The organism is Hymenobacter qilianensis, from assembly GCF_014489555.1.
Classification (GTDB): Bacteria; Bacteroidota; Bacteroidia; order Cytophagales; family Hymenobacteraceae; genus Hymenobacter; species Hymenobacter qilianensis.
Map to the genome: position 1 here is coordinate 1 of NZ_CP060785.1, position 20169 is coordinate 20169.

General features: G+C 64.6%; 19 protein-coding genes and 1 pseudogene. 4 read left to right on the forward strand and 16 right to left on the reverse strand.

Annotated elements, in window-relative coordinates; translation table 11 throughout:
• The first annotated feature begins 289 nt into the window (after nt 1-289).
• Nucleotides 290-1069 carry a carboxypeptidase-like regulatory domain-containing protein gene (locus tag H9L05_RS20870; RefSeq protein ID WP_187734446.1) on the forward strand — a complete coding sequence of 260 codons (780 nt, stop codon included), beginning with the start codon at nt 290-292 and terminating at the stop codon, nt 1067-1069.
• Nucleotides 1070-1749: 680 nt separating this feature from the next.
• On the opposite strand, the gene H9L05_RS20875 is transcribed toward H9L05_RS20870, so the two are convergent.
• The 4 genes and pseudogenes from H9L05_RS20875 to H9L05_RS24410 all read right to left on the reverse strand — a co-directional run bounded on the left by H9L05_RS20875 (nt 1750) and on the right by H9L05_RS24410 (nt 4683).
• Nucleotides 1750-1992: an ATP-binding protein gene (locus H9L05_RS20875; protein ID WP_187734447.1), complete on the reverse strand. Its 243-nt coding sequence runs from the start codon at nt 1990-1992 to the stop codon at nt 1750-1752.
• Nucleotides 1947-3734, reverse strand: coding sequence for a histidine kinase dimerization/phospho-acceptor domain-containing protein (locus H9L05_RS24400; protein ID WP_223285015.1), 1788 nt, complete (start codon nt 3732-3734; stop codon nt 1947-1949). The genes H9L05_RS20875 and H9L05_RS24400 overlap by 46 nt, the downstream gene beginning before the upstream one ends.
• A 218-nt stretch (nt 3735-3952) precedes the next feature.
• Nucleotides 3953-4390: pseudogene (locus H9L05_RS24405) on the reverse strand (chemotaxis protein CheB); the annotation flags it as partial.
• Nucleotides 4387-4683 carry a hypothetical protein gene (locus tag H9L05_RS24410; protein ID WP_223285016.1) on the reverse strand — a complete coding sequence of 99 codons (297 nt, stop codon included), beginning with the start codon at nt 4681-4683 and terminating at the stop codon, nt 4387-4389. The gene H9L05_RS24410 and the pseudogene H9L05_RS24405, both read right to left, overlap by 4 nt.
• 91 nt (nt 4684-4774) lie before the next feature.
• On the opposite strand from H9L05_RS24410, the gene H9L05_RS20885 reads away from it, so the two are divergent.
• Nucleotides 4775-5140 (forward strand): hypothetical protein, encoded by a 366-nt coding sequence (locus tag H9L05_RS20885; protein ID WP_187734448.1) that lies wholly within the window; start codon nt 4775-4777, stop codon nt 5138-5140.
• Between the two features lie 116 nt (nt 5141-5256).
• Here H9L05_RS20885 and H9L05_RS20890 read toward each other — a convergent pair whose 3' ends face one another.
• On the reverse strand, nt 5257-5523 hold the full coding sequence (locus H9L05_RS20890; protein WP_187734449.1) for a hypothetical protein: 267 nt from the start codon (nt 5521-5523) through the stop codon (nt 5257-5259).
• A gap of 298 nt (nt 5524-5821) precedes the next feature.
• Between H9L05_RS20890 and H9L05_RS20895 the strand changes: the two genes are divergently transcribed.
• Together H9L05_RS20895 and H9L05_RS20900 are read left to right on the forward strand one after the other, a co-directional pair.
• Nucleotides 5822-6322, forward strand: a complete 501-nt coding sequence (locus H9L05_RS20895) for a hypothetical protein (RefSeq protein ID WP_187734450.1) — start codon at nt 5822-5824, stop codon at nt 6320-6322.
• Between the two features lie 76 nt (nt 6323-6398).
• Nucleotides 6399-6833 carry a lipocalin family protein gene (locus H9L05_RS20900; protein ID WP_187734451.1) on the forward strand — a complete coding sequence of 145 codons (435 nt, stop codon included), beginning with the start codon at nt 6399-6401 and terminating at the stop codon, nt 6831-6833.
• Nucleotides 6834-7496: 663 nt separating this feature from the next.
• Here H9L05_RS20900 and H9L05_RS20905 read toward each other — a convergent pair.
• From H9L05_RS20905 to H9L05_RS20955, 11 genes are all read right to left on the reverse strand, one after another.
• Nucleotides 7497-8417 carry an aminopeptidase gene (locus tag H9L05_RS20905; RefSeq protein ID WP_187734452.1) on the reverse strand — a complete coding sequence of 307 codons (921 nt, stop codon included), beginning with the start codon at nt 8415-8417 and terminating at the stop codon, nt 7497-7499.
• Nucleotides 8408-8635, reverse strand: a complete 228-nt coding sequence (locus tag H9L05_RS20910; protein ID WP_187734453.1) for a hypothetical protein — start codon at nt 8633-8635, stop codon at nt 8408-8410. The genes H9L05_RS20905 and H9L05_RS20910 overlap by 10 nt, the downstream gene beginning before the upstream one ends.
• Nucleotides 8632-9306 (reverse strand): hypothetical protein, encoded by a 675-nt coding sequence (locus H9L05_RS20915; protein ID WP_187734454.1) that lies wholly within the window; start codon nt 9304-9306, stop codon nt 8632-8634. The genes H9L05_RS20910 and H9L05_RS20915 overlap by 4 nt, the downstream gene beginning before the upstream one ends.
• 391 nt (nt 9307-9697) lie before the next feature.
• Entirely contained in the window at nt 9698-11386 is a 1689-nt protein-coding gene (locus H9L05_RS20920) for a sensor histidine kinase (protein WP_187734455.1), read from the reverse strand.
• Nucleotides 11331-12596 carry a hypothetical protein gene (locus H9L05_RS20925; RefSeq protein ID WP_187734456.1) on the reverse strand — a complete coding sequence of 422 codons (1266 nt, stop codon included), beginning with the start codon at nt 12594-12596 and terminating at the stop codon, nt 11331-11333. Before H9L05_RS20925 ends, H9L05_RS20920 begins: the two co-directional genes overlap by 56 nt.
• Nucleotides 12597-12622: 26 nt before the next feature.
• On the reverse strand, nt 12623-12793 hold the full coding sequence (locus tag H9L05_RS20930) for a hypothetical protein (RefSeq protein WP_187734457.1): 171 nt from the start codon (nt 12791-12793) through the stop codon (nt 12623-12625).
• Nucleotides 12794-13350: 557 nt separating this feature from the next.
• Nucleotides 13351-13752, reverse strand: a complete 402-nt coding sequence (locus H9L05_RS20935; protein WP_223285023.1) for a response regulator transcription factor — start codon at nt 13750-13752, stop codon at nt 13351-13353.
• Nucleotides 13753-14446: 694 nt separating this feature from the next.
• On the reverse strand, nt 14447-15466 hold the full coding sequence (locus tag H9L05_RS20940) for an endonuclease/exonuclease/phosphatase family protein (RefSeq protein ID WP_187734459.1): 1020 nt from the start codon (nt 15464-15466) through the stop codon (nt 14447-14449).
• A 301-nt stretch (nt 15467-15767) separates the two neighbouring features.
• Entirely contained in the window at nt 15768-16406 is a 639-nt protein-coding gene (locus H9L05_RS20945) for a porin family protein (RefSeq protein ID WP_187734460.1), read from the reverse strand.
• Between the two features lie 359 nt (nt 16407-16765).
• Nucleotides 16766-18046 (reverse strand): hemolysin family protein, encoded by a 1281-nt coding sequence (locus H9L05_RS20950; RefSeq protein WP_187734461.1) that lies wholly within the window; start codon nt 18044-18046, stop codon nt 16766-16768.
• Between the two features lie 1107 nt (nt 18047-19153).
• Complete coding sequence (locus H9L05_RS20955) at nt 19154-19912, reverse strand: DUF72 domain-containing protein (protein ID WP_187734462.1); 759 nt, start codon at nt 19910-19912, stop codon at nt 19154-19156.
• Between the last annotated feature and the right edge of the window lie 257 nt (nt 19913-20169).

The window sequence follows — 20169 nt, forward strand, 5'->3', positions numbered from 1 at the left end:
CCCCACGAGGAGCCCTGCCTATGGCCTGCTAGCCTCTACTAGTCGACGGCGTTACCCTCCAGCTCCACGATAAAAGCGTTTTGCAACAGCCACGGCCCTTCTAAGACAGCGATACGCCGGTTAGTAACACCGGTCCCGCCCCGATTGCCCCAGGGCCTACCGCACCATAACGGGTCAAGATCTGGTGCTAGCCCAAAGGAGGGGACTGCTGAAACCCCAGTTTGCCTCTACATACTGTGAAGCTCCTATATTGAGCGCCTCTTCCTTCTATTTCTTCCGTTCCTACTCCATGAAAGTACCCCTACCCTACGGCCGATTGCTCCATTTCTGCGGGTTGCTGGCCTTGCTGAGCGGCTGCGGCCAAAAAGACCCGGACCCCGTGCCCCCCACGGGCATCGCCGGGACGGTGACGGTACGCAACCAGCTGGGCACCGGCTTGCCCAAGGGGGGCGTCACCGTGACGGTATTCCCTACGAGCCCCTTGCTTACGGCCAAGACCAACGAGGCCGGGGCCTTTGCCCTCGGTTCCGTGCCGGCCGGTACCTATACCCTCGTCTTCAGCCGGCCCGGCCTGAGCACGTTCGTTCTGCGCGGCGTGGCCCACCCGCAAAGCAACGGGCTGACCCGCCTGCCCGAAACCTATGCGCTGCTGCAGGAGCCCGAGCTGCGCGCTACCAGCCTGCGGGCCACCAACTCCCCGGCCGGGGCGGGGGGACTGCCCTTCGTCACCTTTGCAACGGGTAGAACCAGCCCGCAGCCCACTTCGAACGGCAGCTACGTGCTCTATTTCAGTACTACGCCCGACGTGAGCTTCCTCACTGCTACCAGCGCTATTATCCTCGTTAGCAGTGCTTCCTCGGCCACGACCACCCACAGCTCCACATGGTCCCTGGACCGGGCCGAGTTGGCGCGCTATGGGTTTACTCCCGCCAGCGGCACCACCGGGTATGCCGTGGCCTACGGCATGCAGGGCATGACCCCGTACACGGACCTGGCCACCGGGCAAAAAGTCCACTGGCCCCATCCCAACCTCACGCCCTCGCCGGTCGTCAGCTTTACCATGCCCTAGGCGGGAAAGGCCCCGACAGCGGTTGCTGCCCCTGGCCGGTACCCCATCGGGAAATAAAAGCAACAGAAGTCCTCCTGGCGGTGCACAGCCGGAAGTCGCGCGACTCTTGGTGGCCCGCTGACCTTTCTAGCGCGGGGTGAGTGCCTGAAACGCGGCTAGGCTTCCTCGCTTCCGAAAGGGCGCGCAGAGCGGTGTCTGGGTAAGGCTTCACCCGCGGCCTGTAGGGTAGGAGCAAACAGGAGTTTACTCGTGACGGACGCGACTAGAATGGTCCACTTTCCTCTTAGATTTCTTCCTTTACATGGGGAGAAGCGAATGCGAATCCATGGCGCAAACTGAAAAGTGAACAGTAGGGAGAAAAGGACTTCCAGGGAATCTTTCGCTATCCTGATACAGGCTCACCGGCCTCCTGGAACGGTCCGAAGGGCCCCCGGAAAAGGGAGGGGATTGTCCTGTCAAACGAGCTCGTAATGGCCCCATAATGGCGGAATCTTACGCCTCCCTTTTCCTTTTCAGCAACCTCAAGTTAGGGTGAGTAGGCGAACATAGGATAATGCGTTTTATCCGACTCCTTGTTATTGGGGGCACTGTTCTTCCACAAGTACGGGTATGGGCCGCCGTGGCCCGGAGGTGAGGGGCGGGACTTATTCCCTTTACTCGCCTCCCTACTGCCCCGCCTCTCAACGGTTGAAATAGACCCGGAACGTACTGCCCACCCCGGGCTGGCTTTCCACGTCGATGCGGCCCCCGCTGTTCTCCACCATTTTCTTCACCAGGTACAGGCCCACGCCCGAGCCCTCCACGTGCGTGTGCACACGCTGAAACAGCCCAAATAACTGGGCTTGCTGCCCCTCGGTGAGCCCCAGCCCATTGTCGGTTACTTCCAGCACGCCGCCGTTTTCCAGGCGGCTGCGGACCTCCACGCGCGGGGCAGGCCGGGGCGTTGGTATTTAAGCGCGTTGCTGACCAAGTTGTAGATGACGCTGCGCAGGTTGCTTGCCGGGAAGGCCACCGCCGGGCACGCGGCCACGTCCACCTCCACCTGCGCCCCCGCCGCGGCCAGGGGCAGCGCCAGGTCCAGCAGCACGTCCTGCACCACCGCCGCCAAACTCACCGGGACGGGGGGCGCGCCTAGGGCGGGGGGCTGGCGGGCCAGGGCGGCCAGATGGCTCAGCGTGCGCTGGAACCGCTCCACCGACTCCTGCATCAGGGCCAAAATAGGCGCCGCCGGGCCCGCCTGGCAGTCGCCCGGCAGCTCTTCGCGCAAGGCTGCCAGCAGCCCTTCGAGGTTGGTAATGGGGTTTTGCAGGTCATGCGAGGCCGTGTAGACGAACGTGTCCAGCTCGCTGTTGGTAAAGGTTAGCTGCTGGTTGTTCGCGCCTAACTGGTCGTTAACGGCGGAGAGCTGGTCGTTTACCACGGCCAATTGCTGGTTCAACCCCTCAGCCGCGCGCTGGGCAGCCTCGGCTTCCCCCACGGCGTTGGATACGGTGTCGACCAGTCCCTCGTTGGTGAGCACCAGTTCGTCATTGAGCTGGCGCACGGCCGCCTCCGCCCGGCGCAGTTCCCCCGCTTGCCGCCGCATGGCTTCGTTGGCGGCCCGCAGCTGCTTGTTGGCCACCGCCAGCCGCTGGTTGGCCAGGGACAGTTCCACGTTGGTGACGCTGAGCTCGTGGTTGCTCACCGTGAGCTCTTCATTAATCACGTCCAGCTCCTCGTTCGTGCTGGAGAGTTGCTCGTTGGCGACCGCCAGCTGCTGGCGGGTACGGGCGGCTTGCTCTTCGTGGGTCTCCACCCACTGGCGCGCCAGCACGTGGGCGCTCACGTCGTAGGCAAACAGCAGCAGCCCCGTCACCGTGCCGGCGGCATCGCGCACGGCTTGGCCAATGAAGGTGAAATGGACGGGCCCATGCCCGCCGCGGCCGGGGTAGGCGATTGCCTGCACCCCGTACCCCGTGCGCCCGCTGGCGTAGACCTCGTCCAGCAGGCCGAAAAAGGGCTGGCTGGTGAGCTCCGGCAAGGCGGCCCGCAGGGGCAGGCCCGCCAAGGGCCGGTTGCCGAACAGCCCCCGAAACAGTTCATTGGTCACCGTAACCATGTGGTCGGGGCCGGCCAGGCTGGCCAGGCACGCGGGGGAGTCCCGCACCAGGGCCAGCAATTGGCGGGCGCCGGCGCTGCCCGCCGCTTCCGGTTCAGGGCGGACGAAGGACACTGCCGGGGGCGTGGGGCGGGCGCTAGAGTGGGCAAATGGCTCGGAATCAGGCATTTTCGTATGGGGCTGACAGGAAGGTACGGTTTTATTCGGCGGGCTAGCGGGCTGGGGGGTACGGGCTACGCCGGGTGCTGGGGCTGGAACTGCAAATCGCCACTCAGCGCCTCGTGCTGCAGAATGGAGGCGTGCACGACGCGCGCCTGCTGGCCGGCCTTTTCCGCTTGTTGAAAAAACAGGGCCGCCACGGCCGGTTCCTTCTTGTCGAGAAAGTGGGCGCCCAGGTTGTGGAGCAATAGGCTCGTTTCCTCCAGGCCCCGCAGGGACTGGTAGAGCAGGCTTTCCACGGACTGGGTGACTTCGCTCAGCAAGGCGCTGACGGTGTAGGCGTGGCCGGTATGGCAGCGGTAGCGAATGAGCTGGCCCTCGATGAGCTGGGTGAGCGCGCCGTGGCAATCGGGGCAGGTAAACGGGGTGAGCTTGCCCTTGTCGATGATGCCCAACTCAAAGCCCCCGCCCTGCTTGGCAATCGAGAGCTCAATGCGCAGCAAGTCGAGCTGGGCGGCGGGCAGGGGGGGCTTCCCCGGGGCCAGCTCCGTGGTGAGGCGCCCCAGCAGCGCCCCCAGCTGGGAGAGCGGCACCAGATGGTCGGGCTTGACGTATTCGAGCGCGTTGGTGGGCATCGACGGCTGCTCGGCGTCGTGGGGGTCCTGCACGATGGTGAGCCCGCCCATGCGCTGCACGCTCCACAACCCAGAGGTGCCGTCGTCGAGGTAGCCGGTGAGCACCACGCCAATCACGCGGGGCCCGAAGGTGTAGGCCGCCGAGCGGAACAAGGCATCAATGGAGGGTCGGAAGCGGTTTTCCTTGGGCCCACGCGTGACCAAGACCGTCGTGCCTTCCAGCAAGAGGTGATGGTCGGGCGGGGCCACGTAGATGACACCGGGTTTCACCGTTTCGCCGTTTTGCGGGTGCCGCGCCGGCAGCGCCGAGACCGAGCTCAGCAGCTGGGGCAGGATGCTGGGCGAATCCGCCCCCACGTGCTGCACCACGAAGAGGGGCGCGGGAAAGTCCGCGGGCAGGGACTTGACGAGCTCGAGCAGGGCCGTCACGCCCCGGCCGAGGCGCCGATGACGACGATGTCGCGGTGGTGACGCTTGGTCGAGCGACGAATAGAGGCGGCCATGGCGTTGGGGGCGAGGGGAGGTGAACCAAGTAGAAGCAGATACGCACAATGAGCCCCGGAGGCTGAGCCAAGGGTCGTCATCGACACCCGATTGCCCCGTACGGGCCCGGCTGATAGAATTCCCATCACCGGCAACCCTGCCGGCTGCCCCCCGCGGGGCAGGCTACCCCGCCGGCTGGCGGGGGAAATGGCCTCCCTACCGCGACGCCGGCCGGCCACCGGGGTAGTCTGATTGGCCTCGAAATTGCGTAGCGCTGCCGAGCGTAGTACTTCGTACGAGGTCGTCCTTTACTTACTATCCCCACTACCCATGGACTTACTATTACAGGAATGGTATGATGACACGCAGGCCTGGCCCTGCGCGGCCTGTGGCCCTGGGGGGACACCCCATCGCGTGCAGCAGGTATTACACCACTATGGCCATGGCTTAGAAGAGCTGCTGCTGGCCCAGGGGCGAATTCTCGAAGACGGTGCGAAAGCGCGCCTGACTCTGCTGGTAGCGCGCCTGCGCGGCCTCGTGGGCCGTAGCCGCGACCGGCCCGGCCCGCATTGGGTTGTCTTCTGCCCGCAGGGGTGGCCGCTGGGGCTCGTCAGCGGCGGGGGGGAAGGCGGCAAGGGCGAGTCAGCCATAGGGAGGGGAAAGAGAGGATCCGTAAGGTACGGGTTTCACCCGTAGGGCCGCCCAGGAGAGCCTAGGCGCGCTTGAGCGCGAGGCGGCGGACGAGACGATTGCAGGCCGCTTCGGGCGCGAGGGGATCATAGCTCTGGCGGGAAGTGAGAAGCGGAGGCGTTTTAGCGGGTAAACTCCTCCCGCTGCAGCGTGGCTTCTAGGACCCGGGCCGAGGGCCGAGGCAGCTCGTCCTGACCCGCCAGCTGCTGCAGACTGACCTGCCCGTCGATGTAGCGCTGCAACTCCTGCAGAATGGCTGTGCCGGGTTCCGTGCCGCCCAACCGGGCCACGGCAATGCCCCACTCGGCATGCTGCTGCCGCTTCAACCGGGCCGCGCGCTCGGCGGCGGGCAGCTCCTCCGGGATCGGGGTAAAGTAGGAACAGGCCATCTCCTCCGTGCTTTTCAGGTCCACGGGCCTCTCTATACGAAGGCCGGGGGTGGGGGTTTCTTCGCGCGTCAGTTCCGGCTCGTACTCCCAGGGGGAGTCGCATGAGGCCCGCTGGAAGAGCAGCCAGCGCACGGGCTGGGGCCCGGCGAACAGGCCGGGCTGCGCAGTCCCCTGATGACTCGTTCTGCGCGGTGGTGTACGGCGAGCAGGCAGCGTTGTGGACTGGGCATCGGGGCCTGGAAAAGATACTAGGGCCTGCGTGGTAGGGGGAGGTCGTCCTTTTGTCTCTACCTTTCGGGTGGTATCCTCTTTTCCTTTTCCGCTAGCCTCCCTCCCGGTACTGTTTCGCCGCGGGCAGCAGGCTAGCCTTCCTCGCACCCGCTCGGCCATGCAACTGCTGCTGTATTCTACCTGTATGACGCTTTACCTGCACCAGCAGGGGGCCGCGCGCGCCATCGAAGCGCAGTGGTCGGGCGCAGCGAGTGGGGCCATGCTGCGCCAGGCCGTGCTGGAGGCCCTGACCCTGGCCCGCCAGTACCGCATCACGGGCTGGATTGCCGATGACCGGCTGCTGCTGGGCCCGCTGCCGGCCGAGCACCTGGCCTGGGTGGCCCAGCACGTGCTGCCCCAGCTGGTGAGTGGGGGCGTGCAGCGGTTTGCCGCCCTGGCGGCCCTGGATCCGGGCAACACGCAGCTGCTGGGGCAGGCCCAGGCCAGAGCCCAACAGCAGCTGCCCTTTGAACTGCGCACGTTTCGGGACGTGGCAGCAGCGCGGGCTTGGGCCTGCGGGCTGGGATAGCGGATAAATGAACTAGGGTAGCACCATGCTGCTACGGACTCGTACCTTCCGGGCGATTTCCCTTATAGCGCCTTTTATGCCTTCACGCGTCCTCGTTTCTTTCCTCCTGCTTTTGCTGGCCTGGGCTTCGTTTAGCTGCACTACCCAGGGCGAAGACGACCCTACGCCTCAACAAGGCCTAGTTGGTCGCTGGAATGAAGAATCCTGGAAATCAACGGTGTACGATGAGAAAGGGGCCGTGTTGGCTACAAACAACACGTCCAGTACGCCTAATTATTACGTGTTCAAATCAAACAAAACCTTCGACTACTACTCGGTAAATTTAGGCGGCGTTATTGCGGGCACCTATACCTATGCCCCTCCCTCCCTGACCCTGGCCTATCAGGCGGGCACCTTCAACGGTAGGTATGAAATCATCGAGTTTACGCCCGCCAAACTGGTGTTAACCAGTGGCAAACCCCAGCCTGGCACGAGCTATACGGTGGAAGTGCTTACCCTCGTAAAGAATTAGACCGCCCACTTTTCTATTCCCACCCTAGATTGGTAGACGCCCGGGTTTGACCCCTCTGGCTCTTTCACCCCTTGGCCAACGGCGCTGGTACTGGCTTCCGGGAAGAATAGAACGTCTTCCGCGCCCCCCGTTTTTGACATAATGGCCGTGGCTGTTGCAAAACGCTTTTATCGTGGAGCTGGAGGGTAACGCCGTCGACTAGTAGAGGCTAGCAGGCCATAGGCAGGGCTCCTCGTGGGGGTGCTTAGTGGTTCGAAGAACAAGTTGCCGCCTTGGGGTTGACTTTTGCAACAGCCACGGCCCTTATGCTAAATGATATTTTCGATCAACATAGCTCTAGTCATGTAGGAGTTGCGGCAAGCGTTCGAAGGAAAGTCCTTTTCTGCGCGGTAATAAGCCCCTAGGATAAAAGCATAGGGGCCGTTCCTAGGCTAGGTCGATGAATTCGTCTGAGTCAACTCTATCGAACGCGAAAAGCCCCGCGTTCCTCCGTAGAGGGCGCAGGGCTTTGTTCAGCAGATGATCTACAGGGGAGTTTAGCTCTGGCAACGAAACTGCCGTCAGAGCCTCTCAAGGGCTACCGACTACCGGCTTTCGGGCTTTTCTTGCCCCCAGGGGCGGCTTTGGCCGTGATCGGCGCCACGAGTTGGCCGTTGCGCACAATTACTTGACCATCGACTTCCACGGTCGCGTTGGCGATGGGGAAGCTGTTGCTGGTGGCAGCCTTGTTTTGGCCACCCTGCAGTTCATTGCCCCAATCCCCACTAATACCATGCCCGCGGCCGTATTCGGGTTATAGCCTTTCTGCTCCTGCGCCTTCATGGCCGGGTTCAGGCCGATAGAAAAGGAACTGAGTTGCATCACACTCGGATCATACGTTGCGAGGTACTTCTGCAAATCTTCGTTTCCTACGTCCGCCTTCGCGTTCGCCATCTGCCCACTTTTGAAGTCGGCTTTGAAGCCTTGAAACGGTTTGCCATTCCACGTGCCGGGGGAGGCCGCCAACCGGCCCGTGGCAGAGGTCTCCAAGCTGGTGCCATAAATCCGTCCTCCGGGTAGGGCGGCCGTGCGGTTATAGATTAGTTTCTCTTGCTGATCGGCCGCGGTCAGCACCCCATCGTCGACAAAGACGGGGCGAGCGGCGAGCTGAAAGGTCAGGTCCGTGCCCGCGGGAGAAGTGATATGCACTTTTTTGCCCGTCGCGAGTAGTTGTTTCAGTTGCTGCGCCTGGGTGGAGATGGCCGTATAATCGGTGCCGATGCCCGCCCACACCATTTGCTCGTAGCTCGCGTAATCCAGTTGCTGATTCGCCGCGTAGCTTTTGCTAGGGTAGCTCACGAAAACGCCCCGCACTTTGGCGGCATCCAGCTTTTTGTTGAGCCCCGCCTCGGCCGCCACTTTCGCAAATTTGGCCTGACGTTCCGGCGTGGTACCCGCGAGCACGGTCTTGGCGTCTTCTACACTGGGCAGTTGAATCAGGACATCCGCCCCTAAGAGCCAATTGCTGGACTTTGAGGCTTGAATCGCCGATTCCGGCATTTCCACGCTGGTGGCACGGGCGACCTTATCGGTAGTCAGTAGCATATTGGGTTGCCCCCCGCGCGGGCCACTTCCACGGCCACGGCTTCCATTAGGGGCAGCGTATGCTGGCCGCCCGTAATCATCACCAGCTCCCCGGGCTTGACGCCGGCGGAGGTATTGACGATTTGCTTGGCGATCTGCTCATAATTCTGGCCCAGGACGGGACTGGCCAGCAACAGCAGGCCGAGCAGCCCACTGGTTTGTGCGTAGCGGTTTTTCATGCGAATGGGGAATGGGGGGTGAGGGATAGAAAAGAAAAAGGATCTGGGGCCGCCGTCTTGTCAAAGGCTATGGCAGTGGTGCCGGTAGGAGGGAGGGTGATAGCCACCACCCCGTTGGCGGGCATAAAGCGGCTGGGGGTGGGAGTCGGCCCCGTTACCGTTAAGGGCAACCCGTTGCTGGTGCCGCCGGCCGTCGTCACGGTGACGGCGTAGGCGCCGGGGGCCAGGCCCGCCGGCACCACGACGCCCGTGATGCGGGTAGCACTGGCCACGAAGCCCGCCGGCGCGTTAATGGCCGTGCGGGCGCTGGTAAAGGTCACGGCCGTGACCCCGCGTAAGCCGGTGCCTGTCAGACGGAGTAGGCGGCTGGCCACGCCCCTGCTGGCCGAGAGGGCCGTGAGGGTAGGCAAGGGCATGTTATCCTGGTAGATGCCGAAGTAGGCCGTCATCTCTACGCCGTCACCCCCTGCGGTGAAGCTGCCCCCGGCGTACCCGTTGACGCTGGCATTTACGGCCAGCGCATTCGCTAGGGTGTTCTCGCCCGTGCTCAGCGTACTCCACGCCGTGCCACTCCGCTTGGCAGGCCAGCGCTGGTGGCGGGCCGAGCGGGGAAGGCGGGCGGGGGAGGCGCCGGGCCCACGAGTGGCGGCCAAAGGGTAAGATGTGCTCATACGCTTGGGGGAAAAAGAAAAAGTGAACATTCCGCGGCTTTCTTCGAGGCAGCGGCCGGTGAATACAATTTCATCCACTAATCCTACAAATCTACCATCCACGGCACAGTCGCGGTATGACACGTTCGTGTCATGCGAAATCCTGGGAGGCGTGGTACTTTGCCGGGAAGGACGTCCTCCGGCCCAGCATTTCTGAGCCGGGTGGTAGCTCGTTGTCGCCGCTCATGTTGGCCCCTGTGCGAGACACGCGGCCGACGGGCCGGAGCTGCCACGGGCGTCGCCCGCGTGTAACACCCCGGCGTACCGCGCCACGGGCGCAGGTCGGGGGGCGGAGAGTGGGAACTGCGGCATGGGGCAGGTGTATGGCCTTGAGGCCGCGCGGGCTGGGCTGCTACCCGGCTAGCGGCAAGGCCACCACTACCGCGAAGCCCTTCATCAACGGCTCGTAGCGCACGGTGCCGCCCACGGCCTGCGCGCGACCCTGCATGCTGGCCAGGCCGCGCCCACCGGGGCGGGGGCGGCCGTTGTGGCCGCGGCCGTCGTCGGCCACCGTGAGGGTGAGGCCAGCCGGGGCCGCCGCCAGCTGCACGGTGACCGTGGTGGCCTGGGCGTGCTTGACCACGTTGTGCAAGGCTTCCTTGTAGATGAGGTAGAAGTGGTGGAGCAGGGCCGGGGCCAGCACCGGGTCGGGCAGGTCGGGGGCGACGCGGAACTGCACGTCGAGGCCGGCGGGGGGCAAAACCTCCTGGGCGTGGTCGCGCATCCGCTCCAGCAGCTGGCTGAGGCGCAGCGGGCCGGCGTGGAGGCTCCACACCACGTCGCTCATCTGCTGGCCGGCCTGGCGCGCGGCGAGGGCCAGCGCGTCGAGCCGGGCCCGGGTCTGGGCCGGGGTGTGGGGCGTTTCGCGCAGCAGGTCGCTGTGCATGCTGATTTGGGTGAGCAGGTTGCCCACGTCGTCGTGCAGGTCGGCGGCGATGCGCTGGCGCAGGGCGTGCTCGGCCTGCCAGTGCTGCTCGCGCCGCCGACCGCGGCGCTGCTGCCACCCATACACCCCGCCCACCGCCCCCGCCACCAGCAGGGCCGTCAGGGCAGCCCACACGCCGGGCCGCCGCCACCAGTAGGTGCGCGCCCGCACCGGCACGCGCAGCAGGTTGCGGGTGGGCGTGCCCAGCTCCGTTTCGCCCCGGATCTCGAGCGTGTAGTCGCCCGGTTCCAGCCCCTGCAGGCGCAGGTGGTGGCTGGTACCCAGCTCCTGCCAGGGCGCGGGGCCGGTGCCCCGCAAGCGGTACGTGAAGCGTCCCAGCGCGGACCCGCCGTCGTCGCTTAAACTCAGCGCCAGGTCGGCAAAGGCATCGCCGGGGGCCAGCTCCAGCCCTTTCGGCAGGGTGCCGGCCAGGTAATCGGTGCGGATGGTATCGGGCTGAGCGTGGTGCTGGGTGAGGCTGGTAAGCAGCAGCCGGGGCTGGTACTCGGGGGTGGTCAGGTCCTGGGGCGCGAGGAAGCTGAGCCCGCCCACCCCGCCCACGTACAGGCGCTGCTGCACCGAGTCGTACCAGCTCGATTGGCGGTTCAGCTCGTTGGTCGCCAGCCCGTCGGCGGTGGTCAGATCGCTGCGCCGGCCGGTGCGAGGCTCGTAGCGTACCAGCCCGTGGTGGGTGCCTACCCACAGCACCCGTCCCGGCCGGGGGGCCAGCACAAAAGCCACCGCTTCGCTGGGCAGTCCCCGGCCCAGCGTGAGCTGCCGCTGCACGCCCCGCCGGGGGTGCAGCAGCAGCAGCCCGGCGTCCAGGGTACCCACCCACACGCTGTCGGGGTGCGCGGCCAGCACGCAGCGCAGCAGGCCGGTAGGCAGCCGGTAGGGCGGCGGCTCGTCGGGGCCGTAGTGGCGCAGCTCGCCGGTGGCGGGCTGCAGACAGTACAGCCCCCGGTTGGTGGCCAGCCACAGCTCCCCGTTCGCCCCTTCGCTCAGGGCCTCAATCTCGCAGCCGTGCAAGGGCCAGGCGGGGTCGGCTTCGCGGTAGCGCTTACGCGTGCGGCGGGCCAGGTCGAGCGCAAACAGGCCCTGCTGCCCCCCGCCCACAGCCGCCCGGCCCGGTCGCGCAGCAGGCAGAAGATGGTTTTGCCCGTGGGCTCGGGGTGGGGCCCGGCCCACCTGATTTCCTCAAACCGCCCCCCGGCCAGCAGCCCGACGCTCCTCCCGTTTTCAAAACCAACGACCAGGCTCGCATCGGGCAGGCGCAAACTGCAGTACCAGACGCGGCCGGGCGCCTGGCCCGGCCAGGGGCGCAGGGGGCCAGCGGGCTGTCGGCCGCCTGGGTAAAGGTGCCCGAGTAGCTGCCCACCAGCAGCCGGCCATCGGCCAGCCGGCTGATGGCGCGGGTGCTCAGGCGCTGCTTCCCGGCCACGGGCAGGGCCTGAATGGAGGCGCGGCGGGGGCGCAGTTCGATCACCCCTGGCATGCCCTCGGCAAACGCATACAGCCCCGTCCGGGCCCGGTTGAAGCACAGCCACCCGTTCCACTCGCGGGCCAGGGGCAGCGGGTAGTGCTGCAGCTCCGGCGCCTGCCGCTGCCGCCGGATGGACAAGGCCAGCAGCTCCTCGTCGCCCAGCCAGTACCAGGTACTGTCCAGCTCCAGCACATTGAGGCGCGGCACGGCGGCCGAGGAGCGGTTGCGGCGCCAGCGCGCCAGTACCCGCCGGGGCTGCGACGGCCGATGTTCGTACAGCACGCTATCGGTCAAGAAGTAGGGGCTGTTGGGGAGGCGCAGCGGGTGGTCGGCTAGCTGCGTCCGGCGGGAGCCATCGGCTTGCTGCACCCGGTAGCGCCGGCTGTGAGGGGCAAGGGTGTGCACCTGCCCGCCTGGGGAAAGTCGCCAGCTGCGCTCGAAGCTATGGAGTAGCAGCCCCGCCGAGTCGGGCTCGATGGCCGCGATCAGGCCCTGCGGGTACTGCCACACCAGCCGGGCGGACTGCTGAGGCCGCCGGAGCGAGAGCCGGAACACCTGGCACGGGTCCATTCCCCGGCCAAACCACAGCGTACCCCGGTGCAGCAGCAACGCGTTGATGCGGCCGTGCCGGCCCGTGAGCCGGGGCAGGGGCACGGGGCGCAGCTCGCCGGTGGCCGGCACGAAGGCGTACAGCCCGTCGTGCATGCCCACCCACACCGTGCCGGCCGAATCGGCCACCACCCGCAAGGCTTCGCCGCGCAGGCGCGGGCCTTGCCGCACCAGCTGGTTGAGGGGCACTAGCTGCCGGCCGTCGTAGCGAAACATGCCCTGCCGGGCGGCCACCCAGGCAAAGCCCGCCGGGTCGCTGCTCAGGTCGCGGACCCCACTGTGCTCAGGACGCGGTCGGGCTGCTGCGCCAGCGCCTGGGCCCGCGCCCCCGGCCCAGTAACGAGCAGCCAGCCGCCCACCAGCCAGCCCAGGATGTTCGTTCGCTTACGCAGCACGCCGGCCGGCCGGGGAAAGGTGGGTATACAGATCACGCGGCATGGGCGCTAAGTAGGCAGTGGCGGTAGTCCATCCACCCAACGCGGGTAGATCGGTATGGGTAACTTGCTCCCGAAAGCAGGTGGGGGAGTCTGGGGAGTGAGCGCCGGGGGCAGCGCTCGTGGTGGTCGTAAGCGAAATACGTCGCTAGCGCGGCTGTCCGTTGCCGGCTGGGCCGCCGCGGAGGCCTGCAGCCCGCCGAGGAGGAACAACAGGCAGACGGGCTGGTTTTCATGACGTTAAGAATAACTTAGAATAGTATCCTACAACGGTACAACATAAAGCCCTCATGTGAAAGGGTTGACTGCTGCGGGGCCCTGTCTAACACGGCCGGTGCATGAAAAAGAGGTAGAGTTCCCCTGACTTACGGAAAGGCAACCACGTAGGCCATCAGGCAGCGCGCCGCGAAGGAGCTCGCGGGCTACTCCTACCGCGTTCAGTTGAAGTACACCCCCTGCCACTTGCGGCGCAGCGCGCTGTCTGCCATTTGACTAGCTCGCGCTGGTTTTCACCCAGCCCAAAGTCACGAAAGGATAGGCGTATTGAACACCCTTCAGCCTTGCCGCTTCAGGGCCAGGGCCAGCAGCTCGCCTTTCGAGTTGATGTGCAGCTTGCGGTATACGGCCCGCAGGTGGTTCTTCACCGTATCGAGGCTGATGCCAAAGGCGTCGGCAATGAGCTTGTAGCTGAGGCCTTCTTCCACGGCTGTCACAATTTCCTGCTCGCGGAGCGTCAGGCGGGCCGCGGCGGTGGCCGCCACGGCCACCGGCGGCTGCCGCCGAAACGCTTGCAGCACGTGCCGCGCCACGGCCGGCGACATGGGCGAGCCGCCGGCGGCTACCTCCAGCAAGTTGGCTTTGATGACGGGCAGCGGGGTGTTTTTCACTAAGTAGCCCACCGCCCCCGCGCAAATGGCCTCGAACACGCGGGCCGCATCGGTGTACACGCTCAGCATGAGCACCTGCGCCCCGGCAGCCGGGCCAGAATGAGAGGCAAGCCCTCGATGCCCGAGCGGCCCGGCAGGCCAATGTCGGAGAGCACCAGCGCCGGGGGGTGCCGAGCGCGGGCAGCTGCCGAAAGAAATCTTCCATCGACGCCGCCGTCAGCACGCACTCAAACTCGGGCTGCGCGCCCAGGTAGTGGTGCAGCATGTCGCGAATGGGCGTCTGGTCTTCGATGATGGCTAAGGGCAGGCGAGTTTGCATGCGCCAAAGATAAGCCCCTTCCCCACCCGGCGCTATGACACAAAAGGGGGAGAAAACACCGCCTCACCCCCCGCGATAAAGAGCCTGCATCAGCCACGTCGAACAGGGAAATGATGCTCGGTTACCCACTAGCGAAGAGGCGCTGCCGTTCTACAAATTCCAATAATGGCCATTATGGTAAGCAAGCAAGTCTGTTATCACCAATAAGTCGCTGCGGTACAAGGGGCCCAGCCATAAAGTTGCTACTGCCCCGGGTTGCCCTAGCGAGCTAGCGCCTCCTGGTGGGCAATCCTGCACCGGGAGAAGGAGACTGAGTCAAGGGGTACGACCCATCCACTGTCGCGGTGGATGCCGCTCGGTGGGGAGATCGACTCCCTTTAGTACATGCCCTACGCGGTGACGGAAAAAACGCCCCTGCCAGCTGGTGCCTACGGGCTGCGGGGCTCAGGGAGCGTCCGCGGCCGGCAGAAGGAGCTCGGCGTAGATGGGAAAGTGGTCGGAGTGAATGTCTCTTAGCCGCCTCAGCGTCACTAAGCGGAACTGCTGGGTCACAAAGATGTGATCCAGGGGCCAGCGCAGAATCCAGGAAGTCGCCCGAAACGAGCTGTACAGGCCGCGCCCCAGGCGTACGTTGCGCAGCCGGCCATCAGCCTCGAACAGGCGAGTGGTATGCGACCAGGAAACATCGTTGAAGTCGCCCGCCACAATGGCGGGGCCCGGCCGCTGCTGCACCAGCTGGCCGACCTGCAGCAGGGTCGCATCCTGGTAGTCGTCGCGGGTCGCCAGGTGCTCGAGCGGCACCGGGGGCGGGGGATGCACGCCGTGGAAGTTGATCCAGCGGCCATCGGGCAGGCGCAGGCGCGTGTGCAGCGAGGGTACGGCGGGGTGCTCCAGGTACGCCACGCGGGTGTGCTGCAGGGGCAGACGCGAGTACAGGACCAGGCCGTAGGTATTGGCGCGCGGCAGCTCGACGCGGTACGGGTACTGCCCGTGCAGGGGCCGCAGCGCCTGCACCCACCACGCGTCGGTTTCCAGGGCGAGCAGCACGTCGGGCTGCAGCTGGTGCACCAGGTGCCGCAGCGGCGCGGCGTGGCGGTTGTCCATGAGCACATTGACAATAAGTAACCGCACGCGGTTCGCCGGGCTCGCCGCCGCGGCCGGGCGGGCGTCGGGTACTGTCTTTGGGCCGAGCGCCGTGTAGGGCAGCAGAAAGGACGCCTGCAGGGCGAACCCGACGCCAGTACCCAGCAGCAAGAGCAGCCCGGCCCGGCGCGGGGGCGGCAGGCCCAGCAATAGCAGCCCGCTGAGCACGAGCGCGTGGGTGAGCAGCAGCTGCAGGCGCGGAAACTTAAGCACTTCCAGCCACCAGACGGGGGCGGGCCCCAGGGAGAGCAGCGTGAGCAGCAGCGCGAGGGTCCCCACCCCGGCGAGCAGGTAGCGCAAGCAGGCGGCCAGTGACGTCATAGGTGGGGGAGCAGAGCCGTGGAAAGCCCGTAAGGTAAGCATCTGCCGGCGAGCCGCGCCTCCGCCACCCGGCAGGTGCCGGGCAGCCGGGCTGCCAGCGTCTTGGGAAGAGAAGGAGTTACCCTGCGTAACCCTGGGTAGCTACTTCCAGGAGGCAAGATCGGGTAACCGGCAGTGCCAAGGCAACTAAGAGAAGCTAGTGGGGGGTGAAAGGGCGGCGCTCGGGAGGGCAAGAGGCACAAAAGTCCCTACGGAGAAAGTAAAAAAAAAGCCCGATCTCCAGGGCGGAAATCGGGCTTTTTTACGGGCAGGGCTGCGGCTTAGTTGCCCCCGGGGAAGTCGAAGCCCAGGTGGAATTGAAACACCGAGTTGCGAATCTTATTGCCCCCGGCGAGCGCGGCATCGCCGTCATAGAGGCGGGTGATGCCGCCGTTGTAGCGGATGCCGACATTGGGGCCGCTGGCCAACTGGTAGCCCACGCCGAAGATGTAGCCGAACAGCAGCTTGTTGAGCTCCCCCGGGCGGTGATGTCGGGCGTGGCCGCATCCTCGAACTTGGTCTTGCGGGCGAATAGGTAGCCCACTTGCGGCCCGGCCTCAAACACCAGGCCCTCGGCGTTGACGCGGGCCAGCAGCGGCAGATCGATATTGTGGAACGTGGTTTTGGAGACGTCGTCGATCTGGTAGCCGCGCTGGGAATACAGCAGCTCGGGGTGCAGCTCGAACAGACTGCCCACGCCCAAGGCCTTGGTGGTCGTCAGGCCGGCCAGAAACCCAAAGCGGTTTTGCACGTCGCCCTGGAAGTCTTTGTCGTCGCCGGCCAGCGTGGCGGCCACCACGCCCACTTTAAAGCCGAAGCGGGAGCCGCCTCCGGCGGCGGATTGGGCCTGGGCGGCGGTAGCGCCAGTCAGCAGGGCCAGGGAGAGTAGGAGCGTTCTCATTGGAAGAATCTTTTTCATTGGAAGAATCGTTTTCATAGCTAGAAAGTAAGAAAGGGTGGGTGGTAAAGGCTTCTATGTTAGCCCGGCAGGAAAGGGCTCGAAAGCCCCGAAAGTCAGGTTGCTTCCGCAGGGACAGCAACCCCATTAAAGACGGCCAACACGTAATTTTTGTTTGGTTAAACAATTGATTTTCAGAGCATTATTTAAGGCCTTCGTCATAGAGCCGATCGCTGTGCCCGCAGCTGCCACTCAAAGGTACCAATCCCGCCCACCCCTACACATGCCAAAGCTCATCCCAGGGGATGAGCTTTATCAAGTACCCGTCAACGGGGCGAACCGGATGCCTGGCGCACCTCGCCTTACGTGTCCTTGGGCCGAAACAGGATCTTGTCGATGTGGCTGCGGTCCACATCCACAATCTCGAAGTAGTGGCCTTCCCAGAGAAAATGCTCCCCGGCCCGGGGCAAGGTATTCAGCACATGCAGCGCCAGGCCTCCCACACTGTGGAAGCTGCCCAGCCCCCGCCGCTGGGCGGCCGGAATATGGAAGCGCTCGGCAAATTCGGCAAAGGGCAAGTGCGCGTCCAGCAAAAACGAGCCGTCCTCGCGGGCCACAATAGCGGGGTTTTCGGCGGAGTCGGGGGAAATGTCGCCCACCAGCGCGTCGAGCAAATCGTCCAGCGTGACCAGGCCCACCACCCCGCCGTACTCGTCCACGACGATGCCCTGGTGCACGCGCCGCTGCCGGAACAACTCCAAAGCGTGGTAGGCCTTGCTCGAGGCGGGCAGAAACAGGGGCTCGTGCTGCAGCTCGGCCAGGCGCCCCAGTTGCGCGTCCAGGTGGTCATCCACCAGATCCTTCAGGTAAACCATGCCGCGCACCTCATCTAGGCTCCCTTGGCCCAGGGGGTAGGCCGACTGCTTGCGGGTGAGCACCGTCTGCTTGTTGGTGGCCACGTCCTCGTGCAGGTTGAGCCAGACGATGTCCTGGCGGCTGGTCATCAGGGAGCCCACCCGCCGGTCACCCAGGCTGAACACGTTTTTGACGATGTCGTGCTCGATTTCCTGGATGGTGCCTTCCGTGGCTCCCTCCTTGATCAGGGCCTTGATTTCCTCCTCCGACACGGGGCTGGGTTGGGTCTTAATGCCCAGCAGCTTGATCAGCAGGTCACTCGAGACGGTCAGCAGCCAGATGAAGGGCGAGGTCAGGCGCGAGAGCAGGGCCATGGGCGCGGCCATGGTCTTGATGATGCCCTCGGGGTTCGTGAGGCCAATGCGCTTGGGCAGCAGCTCGCCCAGCACGACGGACAGGTAGGTGATGAAGAGGACCATTAGCCCTACGGCCAGGTTATCGGCAAAGGGCGCCAGTACCGGCAGCCGGGCCAGGAGGCCGGCGAGCTGGGTGGTCAGGGCGGCCCCGCTGAAGACGCCGGTCAGGATGCTGATCAGGGTGATGCCGATCTGCACGGTGGAGAGAAACCGCGTAGGCTCCTGGGCCAGGGCCAGCGCGGCCTGGGCCGTACTGCTGCCCTGCTTGGCCTGGGCCTCGAGCTTGGACTTGCGGGAGGAGATCAGGGCGATCTCCGCCATGGAGAAGACGCCGTTAAGCAGGATCAGCAGCAGGATCAGGAGTAGTTCCATCTGGTAGGGATAGACAAAGGATACGAACGGCAAGATAGACTAGTCACGCCGATGGCCCGCTGGGGGCGGGTAAGGGCTATACGCAAAAGGAGTACTCATTCGGTGGAACTCTTGCGCACTGAATGATGACCCTAGGCGGGCCAGACACTTCGCTCCCCGCGGCGGGACCCAATTTCAGCTCCAGGCGGGCGACAGTAGGCGGGTCAGCTAGGCATTGAACAGCGCAGGATTCGTGTCTCTAAGGATAAGCCACGAAGAAAAGAAGCCGGACATTGCGTCTTCCTTTTCGGTTGTCAAGCCGTCGTATAATGGCCGTGGCTGTTGCAAAAGTCTGGCTGTAGGCTGCCAACCGGCTATTCAGGCTTTATCCGCTGTCAACCAGGGACCTCCCTTGGGGTTTGCTAACCTCTTCTCGTCGCTGAGGCGACTTAAGACCTGCACCGTTGGGCGTTTTGCAACAGCCACGTATGGTATGTTAAGTGGAATTTCCGCGCAGGAAGCCAGCCCGCAGCAGGCCGTTTTCCTTTTCTTGTCCCATTAGAGGGCCCTCGCTATTTGCTAGCAATCCGTTACTATTGCGCTTGACTGTTTCTAACTAAATTCAGCAGCTAAGAATATGGGACGTCTCATAGTCTACCTAACTCCACATTTGATAGGCATAGCCATAGGGATTGCTCGCAGTATGGGGTTCCCTAATCCGTAGCCAGGATTCCAACTCCCAAGGAGAAGCTAAGTCAACAACCAGGTAGCCTCTGCCGCCATCCAGGCGCAACGGCGGCCCCTCGTTTGGCGAGTGCCAGCAGGCGGGTGTACCGCTCGGTTGGGTTGCCCCGGCAGGAGGTGTTGCGGCCCTTGCGGTACTGCTGCTGCCAAAATCCTGTTTGCCCGAGCCCGGGAAAGCACCTAGTTTCGAGTTTCGTAAACTTTGAATCGTAGACGAGTTTCGTACACTCCTCCAGCCCTGCAATGGCCAGTTGGCACCTGGTGCTGGCCAGATGCTAGGGGTTCACGGAAAGGAGAGTTTACCCAGACAGGCCCGCGCCGTGGTTTACCACGGCCTGGCCCTAAAAACCAGCGCCCCCTGCCCCCGGACGCGCGTCGTACGGCTCACGCCCGCTCCGCTACCAGCCGCTGCAGGTCTTGGGCATTGTCAAACGCGGCGCCCATGGTATTGTTGAAGTAGGCATACACGTCTTTCCCCTCTTGGAGGTAATCGTGTATCTGCTCGGCCTGGTCGTGCAGAAAGTCGCGCTCGTAGGACGCTCGGTAGTTGCCCTGGGGGCCGTGGAAGCGCAGATAGACAACGTCTGCCCCCTCGTTGAGCCGGGCGTTTCGGGCGGGCCCTTTGTCGTGCAGCACGAGGCTGGCGCCGTGGTGGTCCAGCATCTCAAACGTATCCTCGGCATACCAGCTGGGGTGGCGAAACTCCACCGCTTTGCGCCACTCGTGGGCGGGGTCTGCCGCGGCCAGCGCCTGCAAGAGGGCACTGACCGCGTTGAGCTGGCGAATGGTGTTGCTGGGCGGGAACTGAAGGAGCAGGCATCCCTTTTTGGGGCCCAACTCCCGTGCGGCCTCGAGAAAGCGGACAAGGCCGGAGAGGTCCTCGGCCAGCGCCTTGGTATGCGTGATATCGCGCCACAGCTTGAGGGTAAAGTCAAACGCAGGGCCGGTTTCCGCGGCCCAGGCCGCAAACGTTTTGGGCTGGGGGATGCGGTAGAAGGTGCTGTTCATCTCCACCGAGTTAAACAGGGTGGCATAGTAGGTGAGGCGGCTCGTCGCCTGGTAGGCCTGGGGAAAGGTGGCCTTCGGGCCGGGCACGACGATGCCGCTGGTGCCAGTGCGCAGGGTGCCAAGGAGGGCAGGCATGGGAAGGAGTTAGACGGGCGTGTCGGGGTATAACGTGCCACGCTGCCTCGGCGTTTTACCCCAGGCGCCTCTTCCCGGGGTCCCACAGTATCATCTGCTGGTCATCGTAGCTCTCTTTGCAGGCCCGGCAGGGGGCTGCCGCTCGAAGGCCCGGCACGCCGCCGTAAATCCTCCAAAAAACGACCCTTTCTTGCATACTTTTGCCGCCCGCAAAGGCCTCGCAAACCGCAGTTTGCGGGGCCTTTGCATGCCCTTTT